At 71.1% G+C, this 16,921-nt stretch carries 13 protein-coding genes and 2 pseudogenes; 6 read left to right on the forward strand and 9 right to left on the reverse strand.

All coding sequences use genetic code 11. The annotated features are described in order from the left end of the window. Nucleotides 1-55: 55 nt before the first annotated feature. Nucleotides 56-2,629 (reverse strand): bifunctional FO biosynthesis protein CofGH, encoded by a 2,574-nt coding sequence (locus tag AC3EUJ_RS04320; protein ID WP_431959558.1) that lies wholly within the window; start codon nucleotides 2,627-2,629, stop codon nucleotides 56-58. Between the two features lie 122 nt (nucleotides 2,630-2,751). On the opposite strand from AC3EUJ_RS04320, the gene AC3EUJ_RS04325 reads away from it, so the two are divergent. Both AC3EUJ_RS04325 and trxA read left to right on the forward strand, forming a co-directional pair. Beyond that, entirely contained in the window at nucleotides 2,752-3,171 is a 420-nt protein-coding gene (locus tag AC3EUJ_RS04325) for a MerR family transcriptional regulator (RefSeq protein ID WP_431959559.1), read from the forward strand. Next, nucleotides 3,168-3,503 carry a thioredoxin gene (gene trxA, locus AC3EUJ_RS04330; RefSeq protein ID WP_431959560.1) on the forward strand — a complete coding sequence of 112 codons (336 nt, stop codon included), beginning with the start codon at nucleotides 3,168-3,170 and terminating at the stop codon, nucleotides 3,501-3,503. Before AC3EUJ_RS04325 ends, trxA begins: the two co-directional genes overlap by 4 nt. Before the next feature lie 114 nt (nucleotides 3,504-3,617). On the opposite strand, the gene AC3EUJ_RS04335 is transcribed toward trxA, so the two are convergent. The 3 genes and pseudogenes from AC3EUJ_RS04335 to AC3EUJ_RS04345 all read right to left on the reverse strand — a co-directional run bounded on the left by AC3EUJ_RS04335 (nucleotide 3,618) and on the right by AC3EUJ_RS04345 (nucleotide 6,903). Beyond that, nucleotides 3,618-5,147 (reverse strand): sodium:solute symporter family protein, encoded by a 1,530-nt coding sequence (locus AC3EUJ_RS04335; protein ID WP_431959561.1) that lies wholly within the window; start codon nucleotides 5,145-5,147, stop codon nucleotides 3,618-3,620. Between the two features lie 279 nt (nucleotides 5,148-5,426). Beyond that, nucleotides 5,427-5,661, reverse strand: a pseudogene (locus AC3EUJ_RS04340) (SDR family oxidoreductase); the annotation flags it as partial. A 48-nt stretch (nucleotides 5,662-5,709) separates the two neighbouring features. Then, a complete protein-coding gene (locus tag AC3EUJ_RS04345) occupies nucleotides 5,710-6,903 on the reverse strand; it encodes an aminotransferase-like domain-containing protein (RefSeq protein WP_431959562.1) in 1,194 nt (397 codons plus the stop codon). Between the two features lie 461 nt (nucleotides 6,904-7,364). Here AC3EUJ_RS04345 and AC3EUJ_RS04350 point away from each other — a divergent pair, with 461 nt between their 5' ends. Continuing rightward, the gene (locus AC3EUJ_RS04350) at nucleotides 7,365-7,790 is read left to right on the forward strand and encodes a hypothetical protein (protein WP_431959606.1); all 426 of its coding nucleotides are present in this window, start codon (nucleotides 7,365-7,367) and stop codon (nucleotides 7,788-7,790) included. Nucleotides 7,791-8,113: 323 nt separating this feature from the next. Next, nucleotides 8,114-10,117 (forward strand): tetratricopeptide repeat protein, encoded by a 2,004-nt coding sequence (locus tag AC3EUJ_RS04355; RefSeq protein WP_488180939.1) that lies wholly within the window; start codon nucleotides 8,114-8,116, stop codon nucleotides 10,115-10,117. Between the two features lie 81 nt (nucleotides 10,118-10,198). Here AC3EUJ_RS04355 and AC3EUJ_RS04360 read toward each other — a convergent pair whose 3' ends face one another. The 3 genes from AC3EUJ_RS04360 to AC3EUJ_RS04370 all read right to left on the reverse strand — a co-directional run bounded on the left by AC3EUJ_RS04360 (nucleotide 10,199) and on the right by AC3EUJ_RS04370 (nucleotide 12,366). After that, nucleotides 10,199-10,408 carry a DUF397 domain-containing protein gene (locus AC3EUJ_RS04360; RefSeq protein WP_431959564.1) on the reverse strand — a complete coding sequence of 70 codons (210 nt, stop codon included), beginning with the start codon at nucleotides 10,406-10,408 and terminating at the stop codon, nucleotides 10,199-10,201. Between the two features lie 181 nt (nucleotides 10,409-10,589). Beyond that, nucleotides 10,590-11,447 carry a helix-turn-helix domain-containing protein gene (locus tag AC3EUJ_RS04365; protein ID WP_431959565.1) on the reverse strand — a complete coding sequence of 286 codons (858 nt, stop codon included), beginning with the start codon at nucleotides 11,445-11,447 and terminating at the stop codon, nucleotides 10,590-10,592. Nucleotides 11,448-11,655: 208 nt separating this feature from the next. After that, nucleotides 11,656-12,366, reverse strand: coding sequence for a GOLPH3/VPS74 family protein (locus AC3EUJ_RS04370; protein ID WP_431959566.1), 711 nt, complete (start codon nucleotides 12,364-12,366; stop codon nucleotides 11,656-11,658). Nucleotides 12,367-12,849: 483 nt separating this feature from the next. Here AC3EUJ_RS04370 and AC3EUJ_RS04375 point away from each other — a divergent pair, with 483 nt between their 5' ends. After that, nucleotides 12,850-14,901, forward strand: a complete 2,052-nt coding sequence (locus AC3EUJ_RS04375; RefSeq protein ID WP_431959568.1) for a D-alanyl-D-alanine carboxypeptidase — start codon at nucleotides 12,850-12,852, stop codon at nucleotides 14,899-14,901. Nucleotides 14,902-14,959: 58 nt separating this feature from the next. On the opposite strand, the gene AC3EUJ_RS04380 is transcribed toward AC3EUJ_RS04375, so the two are convergent. Beyond that, nucleotides 14,960-15,148 carry a hypothetical protein gene (locus AC3EUJ_RS04380; RefSeq protein WP_431959569.1) on the reverse strand — a complete coding sequence of 63 codons (189 nt, stop codon included), beginning with the start codon at nucleotides 15,146-15,148 and terminating at the stop codon, nucleotides 14,960-14,962. Nucleotides 15,149-15,222: 74 nt separating this feature from the next. Then, nucleotides 15,223-16,452 carry a winged helix DNA-binding domain-containing protein gene (locus tag AC3EUJ_RS04385; protein ID WP_431959570.1) on the reverse strand — a complete coding sequence of 410 codons (1,230 nt, stop codon included), beginning with the start codon at nucleotides 16,450-16,452 and terminating at the stop codon, nucleotides 15,223-15,225. A gap of 323 nt (nucleotides 16,453-16,775) precedes the next feature. Here AC3EUJ_RS04385 and AC3EUJ_RS04390 point away from each other — a divergent pair. Then, nucleotides 16,776-16,910, forward strand: a pseudogene (locus AC3EUJ_RS04390) (SsgA family sporulation/cell division regulator); the annotation flags it as partial. Between the last annotated feature and the right edge of the window lie 11 nt (nucleotides 16,911-16,921).

The raw sequence follows: 16,921 nt of genomic DNA on the forward strand, positions 1-16,921 counted from the left end.
AACGGGGGCGGCGGGTCGCGAAGCCGTGGTGGCGGGCACCTTCTCAAGCGATCGGTCAGTCCTCCAGGACCGGCAGCAGCTCCGGCAGGTGGCCGTCGGTGGCCAGACCTGTGGCGATGCGTTCGGCGGGGACGTCGCCGTAGGTGGTGGTGCGCTGGCGGGCCGGGCGGCCGGCGGCGTCGGCGATGGCGACGAGGTCGCGGATGGAGCGATAGGAGCCGTAGCTGGAGCCGGCCATGCGGGAGATGGTCTCCTCCATCAGGGTGCCGCCGAGGTCGTTGGCGCCGGAGCGGAGCATCTCGGCGGCGCCGTCGGTGCCGAGCTTGACCCAGCTGGTCTGGATGTTGCGGATGTGCGGGTGGAGCAGGAGGCGGGCCATGGCGGTGACGGCGCGGTTGTCGCGCAGGGTGGGGCCGGGGCGGGCGATGCCGGCGAGGTAGACCGGTGCGTTGGTGTGGATGAAGGGCAGGGTCACGAACTCGGTGAAACCGCCGGTCCGTTGCTGGATCCGTGCGAGCAGCCGCAGGTGGGCGAGCCAGTGGTGGGGCTGGTCGACGTGCCCGTACATCATGGTGGAGGAGGAGGGCAGGCCCAGCTCGTGGGCGGTGGTGATGACCTCGACCCAGGTGGCGGCGGGCAGCTTGCCCTTGGTCAGGACCCAGCGGACCTCGTCGTCGAGGATCTCGGCGGCGGTGCCGGGGACGGAGTCCAGGCCGGCTTCCTTGGCGGCGGTCAGCCATTCGCGGATCGACAGGCCGGTGCGGGTGGCGCCGTTGACGACCTCCATCGGGGAGAAGGCGTGCACGTGCATGCCGGGCACGCGTTCCTTCACCGCCCGCGCGATGTCGAAGTAGGCGGTGCCGGGCAGGTCGGGGTGGATGCCGCCCTGCATGCAGACTTCGGTGGCGCCGACCTGCCAGGCCTGTTCGGCGCGGACGGCGACCTGGGTCAGGGACAGGGTGTAGGCGTCGGCGTCGGTGCGGCGTTGGGCGAAGGCGCAGAAGCGGCAGCCGGTGTAGCAGACGTTGGTGAAGTTGATGTTCCGGGTGACGACGTAGGTGACCTCGTCGCCGACCGCGTCACGGCGGACGTCGTCGGCGATCCGGCACAGCGCGTCCAACGCCGCCCCGTCCGCGTGCAGCAGCGCGAGCGCCTCGGCGTCGGTCAGCTTCGTGGGGTCGTCGGCGGCCACGGACAGCGCCGTGCGCACGTCGGCCTCGATGCGGTCCGGGACCAGGCCGGGCGCGGCCTGCTCGCGCAGCGCCTCCCAGTCCCCGTACACCTCGTCGAAGTCCTCGCGGCGGTCGCCGGTGCGGCCCTCGGTGTCGATGGCGCGGTGCAGGTCGGTGCGGCCCGCCGCGGTGAAGACCTCCTCGGGCTCCTGCCAGGGACGGCCGGTGACCTCGGCGTCCTCACGGGCCAGGCCGGTGGCCGGGTCGGCCAGGGCGGTGACGTGCGGCCGCAGGCGCGGGTCGAGCCACGGCTCGCCGCGTTGGACGAACTCCGGGTAGACGCACAGCCGTTCGCGCAAGCTGAAGCCCGCCTCCGCCGAGCGTGCCGCCAGCTCCTCGATCTGCGGCCAGGGCCGCTCGGGGTTGACGTGGTCCGGGGTGAGCGGGGAGACCCCGCCCCAGTCGTCGATGCCGGCCCCGATCAGCCGGGCGTACTCCGCGTCCACCAGGTTCGGCGGCGCCTGAAGGCAGGCCGACGGGCCCATGATGTGCCGGGCAACCGCCACGGTGGCCACCAGGTCGTCCAGTTCCGCGTCCGGCATGCCGCGCATCGCGGTGTCCGGCTTGGCGCGGAAGTTCTGGATGATCAGCTCCTGGACGCCGTGGTACGACCGGGCCACGCGGCGCAGCGCGAACAGCGAGTCGGCGCGCTCCTCGTAGGTCTCCCCGATGCCGATGAGGATGCCGCTGGTGAAGGGCACGGAGCTGCGGCCCGCGTCCTCCAGCACCCGCAGCCGCACGGCGGGTTCCTTGTCGGGGGAGCCGTAGTGCGGGCCACCGGGCTCGCTCCACAGCCGGGTCGCCGTCGTCTCCAGCATCATGCCCATGGAGGGGGCGACCGGCTTCAGGCGCTGGAAGTCCGTCCAGCTCATGACCCCGGGGTTGAGGTGCGGCAGCAGCCCCGTCTCCTCCAGGATCCGCACGGACATCGCACGGACGTAGGCGATGGTGTCGTCGTAGCCGTGGGCGTCGAGCCACTCGCGGGCCTCGGGCCAGCGGTCCTCCGGCTTGTCCCCGAGCGTGATCAGGGCTTCCTTGCAGCCGAGTTCGGCACCGCGGCGGGCGATCTCCAGCACCTCGTCCGGGGACATGAACATCCCGTGCCCGGCCCGCCGCAGCTTGCCGGGGACCGTCGCGAAGGTGCAGTAGTGGCACTTGTCCCGGCACAGACGCGTGAGCGGGATGAAGACGCTCTTGGAGTAGGTGATGACGCGGGGCCGTCCCGCCGCCTCCAGACCCGCGTCCCGCACCCGGGCCGCGCTCTCGGTGAGGGCGGCGAGGTCCGCCCCCCGCGCCTGGAGCAGCACCGCGGCCTCCGCGGTGTCGAGCGCGACGCCGTCACGGGCACGCCTCAGGGCACGGCGCATGCTGTTGGCGGTGGGCGGAGTCTGGGTCATCCTCCGAGGATAGGCGCGGCATCCGTCAGCCGGCGGTGTCGGAAGGATCACCGGGCCGCGGGGCCCGGACGGGGAATATCCGGACTGGCCTTGACGTCGGCGTCAAGGTCTACCGTCGGGGCATGCGGATCGGAGAACTCGCCGAACGGGCCGGGACCACCACCCGCGCCCTGCGCCACTACGAATCGCTCGGCTTGCTGCGCGCCCGGCGTACGGGCAACGGCTACCGGGCCTACGACGAGCAGGACCTGCGGCTGCTCCGGCAGATCCAGGCACTGCGCGCCTTCGGCTTCGAACTGGAGGACACCCGCCCGTTCGTGGACTGCCTGCGGGCCGGCCACCCGCAGGGGGACACCTGCGCCGCCTCGCTCGAGGTCTACCGGCGCAAGCTGGCGGAGCTGGACGAGTGCATCGACCGTCTGACGGAGGTCCGTGAGCGGCTCGGCTCGCAACTCGTCCGCGCCGAGCTGGCCTCGGCCGGGGGCGCGTCCGAACCGCGCTGCGAGTTCAGTTGCGAGGCAAGCGAGGGGAGTACGCGATGACGACGCACACCGAGGGCCTGACCGAGGTGACCGACGCGACGTTCGCCGAGGAGGTACTGGGGGCCGAGGGGCCGGTGCTGGTGGAGTTCACCGCCGACTGGTGCCCGCCCTGCCGCCAGATCGCCCCGGTCCTGGCGGAGGTCGCCCGGGAGGAGGCGGGCCGGCTGAAGGTCGTCCAGCTCGACGTGGACCACAACCCGCGGGCGACGTCGGCGTACGGCGTCCTGTCGATGCCGACCCTGATGGTCTTCCGGTCGGGTGAGCCGGTGATGTCCCTGGTGGGGGCACGGCCGAAGCGGCGGTTGCTGCAGGAACTCGCCGACGTCCTGTGAGCGGGGGCGCGGGCACCGCTGCTTCGGCGAGCGCTTCGGAGGCGAACCGAGCCGCCGGCACGCGGGTACCGCTGTCCCGGGGCGGGTGGGCGGCCCGCCCCGGGACACCGGCCGTCAGGCCTTCGCGGGCTCCTCGGGCACGGCAGCGGCGGCCGCGTCGTCGCCGTCGTCGTCGGAGTTGATCCGCGCCAGGATCGCGTCGCGCTCCGGGGTGTCCTCTGGCTTGGCGAAGCCGATGAGCACGTACAGCACGAGGGAGACCGCCAGCGGCGTCACGATCTGGATCTGCAGCTGCACCCCGTCCAGCCCGTAGTTGGTGAGCCAGAAGGCGAACAGGCCGGCGGCCCAGGAGACCAGTGCCGCCGTCGGGCCGGACTTACGGAACGTCCGCAGCAACCCGAGCATGAACGGGATCGCGATCGGGCCCATCAGACCGGCCACCCATTTGATGACGACCGTGATGATGTCCTTGAAGGTCGGCGAGTTGACCTGGGTGGCGACCGCCATCGACAGGGCGAGGAAGGCCACGGTGGTGATCCGGGCGGCGATCAGCCCGGCCCGCGCGTCCCAGCCGCGCGCCGCCCTGGACAGCACCGGCGCGATGTCCCGGGTGAAGACGGCGGCGATGGCGTTGGCGTCGGAGGAGCACATGGCCATGGTGTGCGAGAAGAAGCCGACGACCACCAGGCCCAGCAGGCCGTGCGGCAGCAATTGCTCGGTCAGCAGGGCGTACGAGTCCGAGGCGTCCGGCTTCTGCGCCTTCACCAGCAGCGGGGCCACCCACATGGGGAAGAAGAGGACCAGCGGCCAGACGAACCACAGCACGGCCGACAGCCGGGCCGAGCGGGTCGCCGCGCGGGCGTTGGAGGTGGCCATGTAGCGCTGGGCCTGGTTCCACATGCCGCCGTTGTACTCGAACGTCTTGATGAACAGGTACGCCAGCAGGAAGGTCAGCGTGTACGGCCCGGCGGTCGGCGCGGTGTGGTCGTCCGGCAGCTTGTCCCAGACCGTCCACAGCCCGCTGATCCCGCCGATCTCGCCCAGGACCGCCACCAGCATGGCGAGGCCGGCCAGCAGCTGGATGACGAACTGGCCCAGCTCGGTGAGGGCGTCCGCCCACAGCCCGCCGACCGTGCAGTAGACGGCCGTGACGGCGCCGGTGATCAGGATGCCCTGGTTGAGGGAGACACCGGTGAAGACCGACAGGAGGGTGGCGATCGCCGCCCACTTGGCACCCACGTCCACGATCTTCAGCAGCACGCCGGAGACGGCGAGGGCCTGCTGGGTCGGGACGTTGTAACGGTTCTTCAGGTACTCCAGCGGCGAGGCCACGTGCAGCCGGGAGCGCAGCCGGTTGAGCCGGGGCGCGAAGAGGTTGGCGCCGATGGCGATGCCGATGGCGATCGGGAAGGACCAGGTGACGTACGAGGTGACGCCGTAGGTGTAGGCGATGCCGGCGTAACCGGTGAACATCACCGCGCTGTAGCCGGACATGTGGTGCGAGATGCCGGACAGCCACCAGGGCATGCGGCCGCCCGCGGTGAAGAAGTCGCCGACGTCGTCGACGCGTTTGTGGGACCACAGGCCGATGGCGACCATCACGCCGAAGTAGCCGATGAGTACGGCCCAGTCGAGACCATTCATGCGTTGTTGCCCCTTCCAGGGGTCCGCCTTGTGAACGGGAGCGCACTTCGCCGGTACGTCCGTCGCGGGGCGGCGCCCCAGATTGAACCGCCTGGGAAGGGGCTGGTCAAGACCATCGATGTTCAAGGACATGAACACCGATCAGCGAGTAGAACGATTTTACTCGTTCTTGACCTTACTTCACGTTGTTGTGACTGTGTACGGCGCCCCACCATGAGCGGGTACTTCGCCGGAACGACCGCACGCCGGACGCAGCCCGTCCGGGTCCATCCGTCCCTGTCAGCGCAGCAGTTCGCCCGCGTTCACCAGTGGCGACCGTCCGGTGGTCGCGCGCCCGGTCGCAGGTCAGGAGGGCGCCGGCCTCCGCCACGTCGCCGTCCGTGGCCGGCTCCAGAAGCGCCATACGGCCGGCGGGCCGGTGCGGCGCCTCGCCCTCGGGCGCGCCCTCGGTGCGCGCCGTGAAGCCGGCGCAGGCCTGGACCGGCGGGCCCCGCATCCAGCCCGGGAGCGCGGTCCACCACCGCCACTACGCAGGCGAATTGACGCTCTGTCGGAAACGGTCTCAGCCGGCCGCGATGGCCAGGGCCTTGGCGAGCCGGCGCAGTCCTTCCCCGATCTCGTCGGGGGTGTGCGTGACGAAGGACAGCCGTAACGCCGCACGGTCGGGCTCGCCCGCGTAGAAGGGTGCCCCCGGCACATAGGCCACGTCGTGGGCCACCACCTGGGGCAGCAACTGTGCCGCGTCGTACCCGGTGGGCAGCCGGGCCCAGACGAACATGCCGCCCTCCGGCCGGTTCCACGCGCTGCCCTCGGGCAGTGCCCCGGGCAGTCCGGCCAGCAGGGCGTCCCGCCGCTCCCGGTAGGCGGCGCGGACCCGCGCCAGATGGGCGTCGAGGTCGGAGTCGGCGAGGTAGCGGGCGGCGGCGGCCTGGTCCACGGTCGAGGTGTGCAGGTCGGCGGACTGCTTGGCCACCACGCACGCCCGGCGCAGCGCGGCCGGGGCGCGCAGCCAGCCGAGCCGCATCCCGGGCGCCATGATCTTGGACAGGCTGCCGAGCAGGACCGTACGGTCCGCGGCAGCCTGGTGGGAGGCGATCCACGGTTCCGCCTCGCCGTCGTAGCGCAGTTCCCCGTACGGGTCGTCCTCCGCGATCCACAGCCCGTGACGTTCGGCGATCAGGGCGACCGCCTGCCGGCGCTCGGCCGTCATCGTGCGGCCAGTGGGGTTGTGGAAGGTCGGCACCAGGTAGAGCAGCCTGGCCTTCTCCCGGACGACGGCCAGTTCCAGGGCCATCGGGTCGATGCCGTCCGCGTCGGTGGGGACGGGCACCACGCGGGCGCCCGCGAAGGCGAAGCACTGCAGCGCCGCCAGGTAGCCAGGATCCTCCACGAGGACGACGTCCCCGGGTTCCAGCAGGGCCGTGGAGACCAGGGTGAGGGCCTGCTGAGAGCCGCTGGTGACGAGCAGGTCGTCGGAGCCGGTGGGCAGCCCCGCCCGGGTGAGCCGGCCGGCGATCGCCCCGCGCAGCGCCGGGTCCCCTTCGGTGGTGGAGTACTGCAGCACCCTCTCGGGCGCCTCGGCGAGGACGTGGTCGTAGGCGGCGCGTATCGCCGCGGCGTCGAAGAGCTCGGGGGAGGGCAGCCCGCCGGCGAAGGAGATCACCTCCGGACGGGCGGTCAGCGCGAGGATCTCCCGTACCGGAGATCCGCCGACGCTGGTGGCACGGGTGGCGAGGCCGGGAACGGGGGCGCGCATGACGGGCTCCTTCGCGGTGGCGGGTGATTTCGCGGACCGTACACAGATATGTCGGGCACCGCCATGGGCATCCATATCTGACTTCCAGTCAACTGCACCGGAGGCATCGAAGAGGACACCCGAAGCGAGCGCGACGGCGAACCAACCCGCGGGCGACCACTTCATCGCCGGCGCCAGAGGGGCCCCGCGGCTTCCACGCGCTCGGCCACCCCAACGCGGGCTCGGACACCGAGGCGGCCGGCACGGGCCCGGGCCGGGTCGAACTCGTCGCGCCCTTCCTCCCCACGGTGCCGGGGGCCGACACCTACGTCGACCGGCTGCGCCAGCCGGAGGCGGTACGGCTTCGGACCAAGGCCGGTGGAAGTCTCGCGGACCCCGGACAGTCATCAACTCGCGACCGTAGTGTGAGGATCGACTCTCGCGCGTGGCGGGATGCGATACGGGGACGGGGTGGGGTGGAGATGCAACCGGAGATCGTCGATCTGGCACGCAGCGCGGGAACCACGGTTGTGACCCTCATGGCAACGGATGCCTGGCAGCGGGTGCGGGACAGCCTGGCGACGCTTTGGAACCGGACGCAACCGAGCCGGACCGACGGCATCATCGGAGAGCTCGAGGCGACGCGGGAGGACATCCTCGCGGCGCGAGAGTCGGGAGACGCGGGAACGGAGCTCGAACTCACCGAGGAGTGGTCCGGACGGATACGTCGATTGCTGGCGAACGACCCGAGCGCGGCCGATGAGCTGCGGCAGATCCTGGACGATCTTGCGATGGCGGGACCCGTCACCGGGGCTCAGGTACACACGACGATTCACCTTCAGGCGCGGGCCGAAGGGGAAAGCCGCGTGTACCAGGCAGGACGCGACCAGCACATCACCGAACGATGACGGCCCCCGAGGACGGGGAGCCGGGATCCCAGTACGGCCGGGCATCGGGGCAGGGCCGGGTCTTTCAGGCTGCGCGTGACCAGCACATCGTCGAACATCACCATCACTACGGGGAGAGACCTGGCCTGACACCGGGAGGGCTGGAACGGGACGGGCCGCGGCTTCCGGTACCCGACTCGGTGCGGGTGCCACTCGTTGGGACGGTTCCGGGGGTTCTTCGCGATCGTTCCGAATTGATGGCCAGGTTCCGGGAAGTCCTCGCGGGCGAGGGCGGGTCGGTTCATGTGCTTCACGGGGTCGGGGGTGCGGGAAAGACCTCCCTGGTGCATGCGGTGTTCGAGGAGGCATCCGCCACGACGGACAAGGTGGGCTTGTGGGTCAGCGCCTCCGATCCCGCCGGGTTCCGCGCGGCAATGCTGGCGGTCGCCATCGACCAGGGCGCCGACCCGGCAGAGGCGGCAGCGGCGCAGGCGGGCTTGCGTCCGGCGGCCGACCTTGTGTGGAAGTACCTCGACCATGCCGTCCACCCCTGGCTGCTGGTGATCGACAACGCGGACGATCCCACCGTGCTCGCCGGAGGATGGCTCAGGAGGAGCCGCAATGGCGTGGTGATGGTGACCTCTCGGCGGGCGCACTCGCCGGTGTGGCGAGAGGCCGTCCGGCATGCGGTCGAGGTGCTGCCGCTTCATGACGCTGCGCAGGCCCTTTGTGACCTCGCGCCGGAAGCAGGAGGCTTCGAGCAAGCCGTCAAGGTGGCGGAGAAGCTGGGATGCCTGCCCTTGGCGTTGAACCTGGCCGGTTCCTACCTGTCGAGCCGGCTACTGGAGGCCGTATCCATGTCTGAGTATGCGGATCGTCTGGAGGAGGACCCGCTCGGACAGCTGAATCGGGGGTTGCCGGCTGTGGGGCGCATCGGCGCGGAAGACGACCCCGTCGCACGTACGTGGAAGCTCTCGCTGGAGGCGCTTGCCGGCGAGGGACTTCCCGAGGCCACCACACTCCTACGGCTCATGTCCTGCTGGAGCGCGGAGCCCATGCCGCTCACGGTTCTCGCTCGGGCCGAGACCGTCACCTTGGGCGCCGAGGAGGGTGAACCCTCGCTTCGCAGCGGACGGCTCGAACAGGCGCTCAGAGGGTTGATCGAACATTCCCTGGTCGCGATTGTCGACGTACCGCGTATGGATGGTCCTGTTCGATCGGTCCGTTCGCACAGGGTGTTGCTCAGCAGCGTGGCTGCCGAGGTGCCCGAAAGGCAGAGATCGCCCTATCTTGTCGCCGCGGCAAGCCTGTTGGAGGCGGCCACTCCTCACGATGCGGTTTCGGCGGAGTCCCAGGAGCTGGGTCGGGTGCTGGCGCCACACATTGCGGCGCTGGTGAAGAGGGAGCCGCTGGGAGAAGCTGCGGCCCCGGTTGTAACGCTCGCATCGCGCATCGCGGAGCAGCTCCATGAAGGTGGCGACTACACCGGCGCGCATGATCTGGCGGTCCGTGCGGCGCAGGCCGGGGAGCGGGCGCTGGGTGCTTCCGACGTCAGGGTGATGCATGCCTTGAGACGGGCGGGATGGGCCTTGTTCCGGCTGGGGCGCTTTGCTGACTCGGAAGAGGTTCTCCGGCGAGTCTTCGACGACTGTGAGCGGTTGTTCGGACCCGGTCACATCGAGACCTGCGAGAGTGGGTACGCCTTGGCGGCACCGCTTTGCCAAATGGGCCGGCGAGCAGAAGGTGTGGTGCTGCTGCGTCGTATTGCGGAGTTGCAGCAACAAGCGCTTGGTGGCGATCACGTAGAGACACTGCGTACCCGGGCGACCCTCCTGGAGCACCTTGTTCCTCTGGGCGACTTCGAGGAGTTCGATCATTCAGCGGCGAGCGTCGTGGCAGCCTGTGAGAGCAGCCTGGGCAGTGATCACCCGACAACCCTCATGGCTCGTCACAACCAGGCGTACGGGCTGTTCAAGCGGGGGCAGACTGCTGAGGCACTGGCGGTCGCGGAACGTGTGCTCGACGACCGCTCACGTGTCCAGGGCCGCGACCACCAGCAGGCACTCTCGGCCGCGGTATTGCTGAGTTGGATCTACGAGCGGACCGGCCGGCTTCAGGACGCGATCGACTTGGGGAGAAGAGTGGTCATCGGCCAGGAACGCGCACTGGGGGCTGAGCATCCCTATCTTCTCGCCAATCAGGCCGGGCTTGCCTCGCAACTGGCGTCCTGTGACATGCGAGAGGAGGCGGTGGAAGTGGCATCGCGGTATCTCGAGGCCGCTGAGCGCGTTCTGGGATCCTCCGATGAGTCGGTGGTGAAGCTCCGCCGCATCGTCAACGGCGACTAGTTGTAGGTGTGGCGGTGGAAGTGCACCCCCTCGGCCAGGACGGCGGGCCAGTCGAGGGGGTCGTCTTCATCTGCTGGTGGGTCAGGCGGCAGGGAATGCGCCCTGCTGCGCGGCTGCGACGAAGGAGGCCCAGGACTCCTTCGTGAAGCTGAGAATCGGTCCCTTGGGGTCCTTGGAGTCGCGTACGGCGATGACCTCGTCGCTCGGCCTCGCCACCTCGATGCAGTCGCCGTTGGCAGCCGAGTACGAGGACTTCTTCCAGGCTTCCTTGTGGATCTGCGGTGTTGCCATTCTTTACACTCCGGATGGTCCAGTCGGGGAGGCGTGATCACGCCCCGGGGGCGCAAATGACGCTACTCGCCAACATCACATCCTGGATGGCCGGTTCACCCGACCGGATGGCATATTCCATGACCCGCTTCCACCATGCGGCCTGCGGTGTACCCTGCCGCCCACGGGTGCTGGACCCCCATCAGGTCGCGTACTCCTTGGCGATGTCGATCACGAACTGCCGGGACTGCTCGGCATTCAGGGCCTGGGCCCTCAAGTGTTCGTACATGACGCTGTAGCTCTGCACGTCCGACGGCTTCTCGAGGTACAGGTCGCTGGTGACGCCCTCGAGGTAGACCACGCTGGCGTCGGACTCGTCCTCGAACTCCAGGATGGCGAATTTGCCGTACATCCCCGGGTGAGCGCCCACGGCGTAGGGGAGCACCTGCAGTGTGACGTGCGGCATGGAGCTTACGTTTGCCAGGTGCTCCAGTTGCTCGCGCATGACCACCTTGCTGCCCACCACGCGGCGCAGGAGCGCCTCGTCGACGACGGCCCAGTAGCGCAGCGGCTTCACGGGGTCCAAGATGCGTTCCTGCCGCTTGAGCCGCACTTGGATCCGCTTCTCGAGGTCCGCGGGTGTTGCCTCCGGCCACATGCCCTCGATGACTGCCTCCGCGTAGCCGCGTGTTTGCAGCAGGCCCGGCATGATGAGGGATTCGTAGACGCGCAGGGACTCGGCCTCGGTCTCCAGGCCGATGTAGACGCTGTAGGGGACGTCGCCGAAGGCGTGCCACCAGCCCTGCTGCCGGGACTCGCGCGCCATGTTCATCAGCGAGTCGACGAGGCGGCTGTCCTCGACCCCGTACACGCTGCACAGGTCGCGCACGTCGCGCTGGCTGATGCTGCGGCGCCCGTTCTCCAGCCTGCTGATCTTCGACTGGGAGACCAGCAGCCGGGCGGCGACCTCCTCCGCGGTCATTCCCTTCTGCTCACGCAGCTTGCGCAGTTCCGAGCCGAGTCGGCGTCGCCTGACGGTGGGATTGACGTTGGCGGCCACGGGATGTGCACCTCCGGGTTGCGGACTGGTCCGTGTTCTCTGCAGATATGTACTGCTGGTCAGCAGAGTGCCACTATCGGTCATCCCCCCGCTGGGAATTGGTCATATGCTGCGCTCTTCGAAAGAGCGGACAAACAGCAGCGCGCGGGGCGGTTGCGTGGGGTCGCGTTCGTCACGGTGTCCGGGCCCTGCCGCCGGACACCCCGGGTCAGCGGACGCCGGCGCGGACCATGCCGTGGCCCGTCGCCCTGGCCGCCGCCGGACGCCCCTGGGCGGGGGCGCGCTTCGGCTGCGCGGCGGCACCGTTCTGCACGTCCATCACGGCGTGCGCGACGAGGCCGCCCATGGGGTCGTACCTGATCAGGTCACGGAGCCGCGATCGGGACGACCGGCCCTCGTTGCCCGGGTACAGGTGCTTGCCGAGCCCCACGGCATGGGCGATCGCGGCGAGAGCGGCGGTCCGCGGGTCCGGTGGCATCCCGGTGCGGATCGCGCTGTCCAGCCGGGCCCTGATCTCCCGGCTGACCTCGCTGTCGGTCGCCTGATAGCGCGTGGTCGGCAGCACCCCGCACATCTGCCCCGGCACGGCGTGCACCATGCCGCACCGTTCCAGATGCGCGAGATACGTCTGGCGCAGCCCCAGGCGGGGCCCGCCGATCCAGTGGACGGCGCGCACGGGGCTGCCGCGACGGCGCAGCAGTTCGAGCGCGGAGTCCAGGGTCGGATCTCCTGTCGGCCGTGGGTGCACCACGGCGATACGATCCCCGTCAGGGGCTATCCGTCCTGCGAGGGCCAGCTCCACTAGCTGTGCCCCGGCAAGACCGAGGTCGAGCGACTGCGGCTGCGCCGTGGTACCCGTGGCCGGGTCCAGGGCGAGAAGCAGTAGCTCCTCCGGAAGTGTTCTGCGGCTCCTGCCCATCCATGCCTCCCCGCGTGGATGAATGACAGGGTGACGCCTCTCACACCGGCCTGTCGAGAGCGCCTTGCCCGTTCGTGCGGGAACCGACTCATATGTCGTTCTCGTCTAGCACCGAGGGCGGCGGTGACTCGCGGGGAGCCGGGGCGTCCCACGGCGGGTCCCCCGGTGGCTTCACAGCAGGGGCCTGGAAACTGGTGTATGGGTGAGCGGGGCGCCGTGGCGGCGCATCGCGCGAAGTGTGGAGGAGGTCCGGTGGCGGGCGAGTCCCCCGGCAGGGCGGAGCAGCAGGAGTCGTCGGGGGAGGCGACCGGAGGCGGGGCGGTGGATCCGAGGCTGACAGTCTTCCGCGGGGTCGTGGGAGCGCCCCGGGGCGCATCGGAACCGGCCACCGGAGAAGCGGGGTTCACGCCGGAGCCGCCCGAAGCGGAGGGCGCACCGGATCCGGATCGGAGTGCTTCCGCTACGCCGGACGACGGAGCGGACGTGGACGGCGGTGCGCAGGACGCTACGCCGGAGGCGGAGGACACCCCTCCGGCCGACGGCGCGGGGGACGACGCGGAATCCCGTACCGACGACGCAGTCGTCGAGGAGGCCGAGGAGGCCGAAGCGGAGGAGTCCGGTACCGCCGAAGCCGGGACCGAGGGCGACGCCGAGCCCACCGCGGGCGGGGCGCGCGCGGAGGAGCCCGGGGAGGCCGACGAGCCCGCGGGGACGGACGAGGGGCCGTCCGCCGACGCGGACGAGGAGCCGGACGAGGAGCCGGAGGAGGATGCGGCGGACGCGGGGACCGCGGCGGACGCCGAAGCGGAGCCCGAGGACGCTTCCGTCGAGGACGCCCCCGCCGGCGGCGCGGACGAGGAGACCCCGGAGGACGACGCCCCGTCCGGCGAGCCCGCGGACGGCGGCACTGAGGGCCCCTCACAGGGCCTCGGAGGCGTCAAGGGCGGCCCCGGGGCGCGCGAGGCGTCCGGGGGCGGACACGACGGCCCCAGGGCCGGGGAGGGCACGCTCACGCTGCGCGCGCCCCGTACGGAGGGCGGCGGGACGCCGGTCAGGGACCGCACCCTGACCCTGCGCGCGCCCTCCGCCTCCGCGCCCGTCGTCGCGCCTCCCCGGCCGAGCGGAACGTTTGTCCCCCTGAGGACCGACGACCGCCCGGTCGTGGGCCCGCAGGCCCCGGCACCCGCGGATGCCGCGCGGACCACGGAGCCCGGCGGCGGTTCGCGGACGAAGCAGATGCCGCTGCCGCCCGACCCCGACGAGCCGCTGCGGCTGCTGGCGGAACTGACGAACACGCCGCCGCCGCCGCAGACGCCGCTGCGTACGACCGTGCGGCGGATCAAGATCTGGACCCCGCTGGTCCTGCTGCTGATCGTGGCCTTCTGCGTGGCTCAGGCGCTGCGTCCGCTGCCCGAGCCGGAGCTGGAAACGACCGCCGAGACCTCGTACACCTTCAAGGGTGACGAGCTCGCGCTCCCGTGGCCCAGCGAGGGCCAGGCGGTCGTCGAGGCCGAGGGCCTCGGCCGCATGGGCGAGTTCGGCGAGCAGAAGCCGACGCCGATCGCGAGCGTCGCCAAGGTGATGACGACCTACGTCATCCTGCGCGACCACCCGATCAAGAAGGGCGGCAAGGGCAAGACCGTCGAGGTCGACCAGAAGGCCGAGGACCAGTACCACAGCGGCACGCAGGAGTCGGAGTCCGTCGTCCCCGTCACCGCGGGGCAGGAGCTCAGCGAGTACGAGGCGCTGGAGGCTGTCATGCTGCCCTCGGCCAACAACATCGCCCGTCTGCTGGCCCGTTGGGACGCGGGATCGGAGGAGGCGTTCGTGAAGAAGATGAACGCCACCGCCAAGGAACTCGGGATGGACGACACGACGTACACCGACCCGAGCGGCCTGGAGGCCACCACCGTCAGCACCGCGAGCGACCAGGTCAAGCTGGGGCACGCGGCGATGAAGAACCCGGTCTTCGCGGAGATCGCCACCAAGATCCAGTACACGGACATCAACGGCAACGTCCAGAAGAACTACAACCAGCTGGCGGGCTACAACGACATCGTCGGCATCAAGACCGGCACCAGCACCAAGGCCGGCGGCAACCTGCTCTTCGCCGCCTACCGCACGATCGGCGGCACCAAGCAGCTGATCGTCGGCGCGATGCTGGACCAGCAGAAGGCGCCGATCATCGACACGGTCCTCGGCCGCAGCCACACCCTGATCGACGGCACGCGGGACGCGCTCGCCTCGGCCACGATCATCAACAAGGGTGACGTCGTCGGCTACGTCGACGACGGTCTCGGCGGCCACACCCCGGTGGTGGCAGGGAAGGACGTCACCGCGATCGGCTGGGCGGGCCTCGAGGTCGACATCTCGGTGGAGGCCGGCAAGGCGGGCCTCCCGCACATGGCGAACGCCGGTGCCCAGGTCGGTGAACTCGTCGTCGGCAACGGCGACAGCACGATCCGGGTCCCGGTCCTGCTGGAGTCGGCCCTCGTCGAGCCCTCCTTCGGCTCGAAGCTGACCCGGGTCGCCTGACCCGGGTCAGCCCCGCCCGCGGTGCGCGGGCGATCGGGAGGGCGGGCCGGCCGGACCGCTACACGTGGTCCAGCCGGCCCGCCTTCGCCTCCTCGACCAGCGAGCGGAACTGCTCGGCGCTCATCCGCACCCGCTGCCCGAAGTCGTCGGTCAGCACGACCCGCTGGTCGGCCGGCGCCGCTTCGTCCACGTACAGCGTGGGACAGCCGCAGTCGCAGTTGCCGCAGAACACGGCCACCTGTTCCATCGGTCCACCTCCGCCCGGTCCGCGCCCGGCCGGTCACCAGGCGTCAGGAGCGGCATACCCGTGGTGACGGTCTTTCAGGCCGGCGAGGCCGCGGAGCCCGGCGTAGCGGATGCGGCCCCCGTTGTCGTCCCCGACTCCGCCAACTCGCTTTCCAGCGGGGTGCGGAACCGGGGCGTGACACGGACGCCGTCCAGCCACCCCCGCAGCCGGGCGGACTCGGCCTCGATCGCGGCGACGGCCTCGCGGCCCGGGTCGGCGAAGAGCCGGTGGACGACCTCGCCGTCGGCGCGCTGCGCCCAGCCGCCGATCACCCGCCCGTTCCACCACACGGTGGGGCCGATGTTGCCCGACCGGTCGAAGAGCGCCGCCCGCTCCCGTTCGTCCCGCGGCAGGTACCAGTCGCGCCGCTGCCAGCCCATCGGCGTCGGGTCCAGCGCGGGCAGCAACGCCGCCCACGGCGGCGTCTCCGGGACCGGCCCGTCGTCGTCCGGCAGCACATGGCCGGTCTCCCCGTCGAGCAGGACCTGTTCTGTGCCGAGCGCCGCCAGGGCCTTGCGGACCTCGGTCAGCGTCCAGCCCGTCCACCACTTCAGGTCGGCCTCCGTGCCCGGCCCGTACGCGGCCAGCCAGCGGCGGACCAGCTCGGTACGGGCCTGCGCGACCGGGAGTGCCCGCGTCACCGCGCCCGGGGCCCAGCGGTACTGACTGCTCGTCCAGCCGCCCACCGGCCGTCTGCGGACGATACGGCCCTCCGCCGCCAGCACCCGCAGCACGCGTGAGGACACCGCCTGGGCCGCCTCGTACGGCTTGCCGCGTGCCACCACGACCCGCTCGCGCAGCCGAGGAACGTCGGAGGCGAGCTGCGCCGCGGTCGCCTCGCCGCGTACGGTCAGGGCGGCGAGCACGGACTCCTCCAGCTCCGCCAGCCACCGCTCGTCCCAGCCGCCGCCGTCGGCCAGATGCGTGAGCAGTTTCCGGCGCTCCTGCGCGGCGATCGCCTGGGCCGCCGCGGAGAGCGCCACCGGTGCCGAGGCGGTGGTGACCACGAACATCGTCCGGCGCATCGCGAGCAGCCGGGTCAGGCTCCGGTCCTCGTACAGCGCCCGGTCCAGGGCCGCGGCGCCGGGCTCGCGCATCCTGGCCGCGGCGGACAGGTAGACCGTCGCCGGATCCGTGCCGTGCAGCGCCACCAGCGACTCGGCGACCTCCTCGGGGGCCGCCGCCCGCCGCTGTGCCGTCAGCCGGTGCCGCACCGCCATGCGGCGGCGCCGCTCCTCCGCTCCCACCGTTCGTCGCGCGTCCATGGTTCATCGTGGCACGGCCCACTGACAGCGACCGCGGCCGCCTATGACGTACATCACGCCATCGGAGCCGGAAGTCGCGTGAGGACGGGGGCCGTTCGCACTCTCCCGGTGGACCGGAAGGCATCCGGAGCGCACCGCCCGCCTGCCGACCATGCTGACCGACATCGACCACATCGTCAGGGCCCGTCCGCGCGCCCCGCGCCGGGGCCCCGGGTCCGGGAGATCACCGCGACCCTGCGCCACCGCCGAGACGACCCGCTCGCCGCCCGGATCGCAAAGGCGGGCCGGAGCACACCGCGTTCGAGTTCCGCACCGCCGAGGGCACCGCCCTCGTCGAGATGCGCAGCTCCGCTCTGCGGCGCTTCCTGGCCCGGGCGTACGAGGCCGGGCCGCCCGGGCAGGAACTGCGCCACCTGGACATGGACGCTGTCGTCGCCGCCCTTCTGGACGGCGAGTGATCGCCCCCACG

The organism is Actinacidiphila sp. bgisy160 (assembly GCF_057707815.1).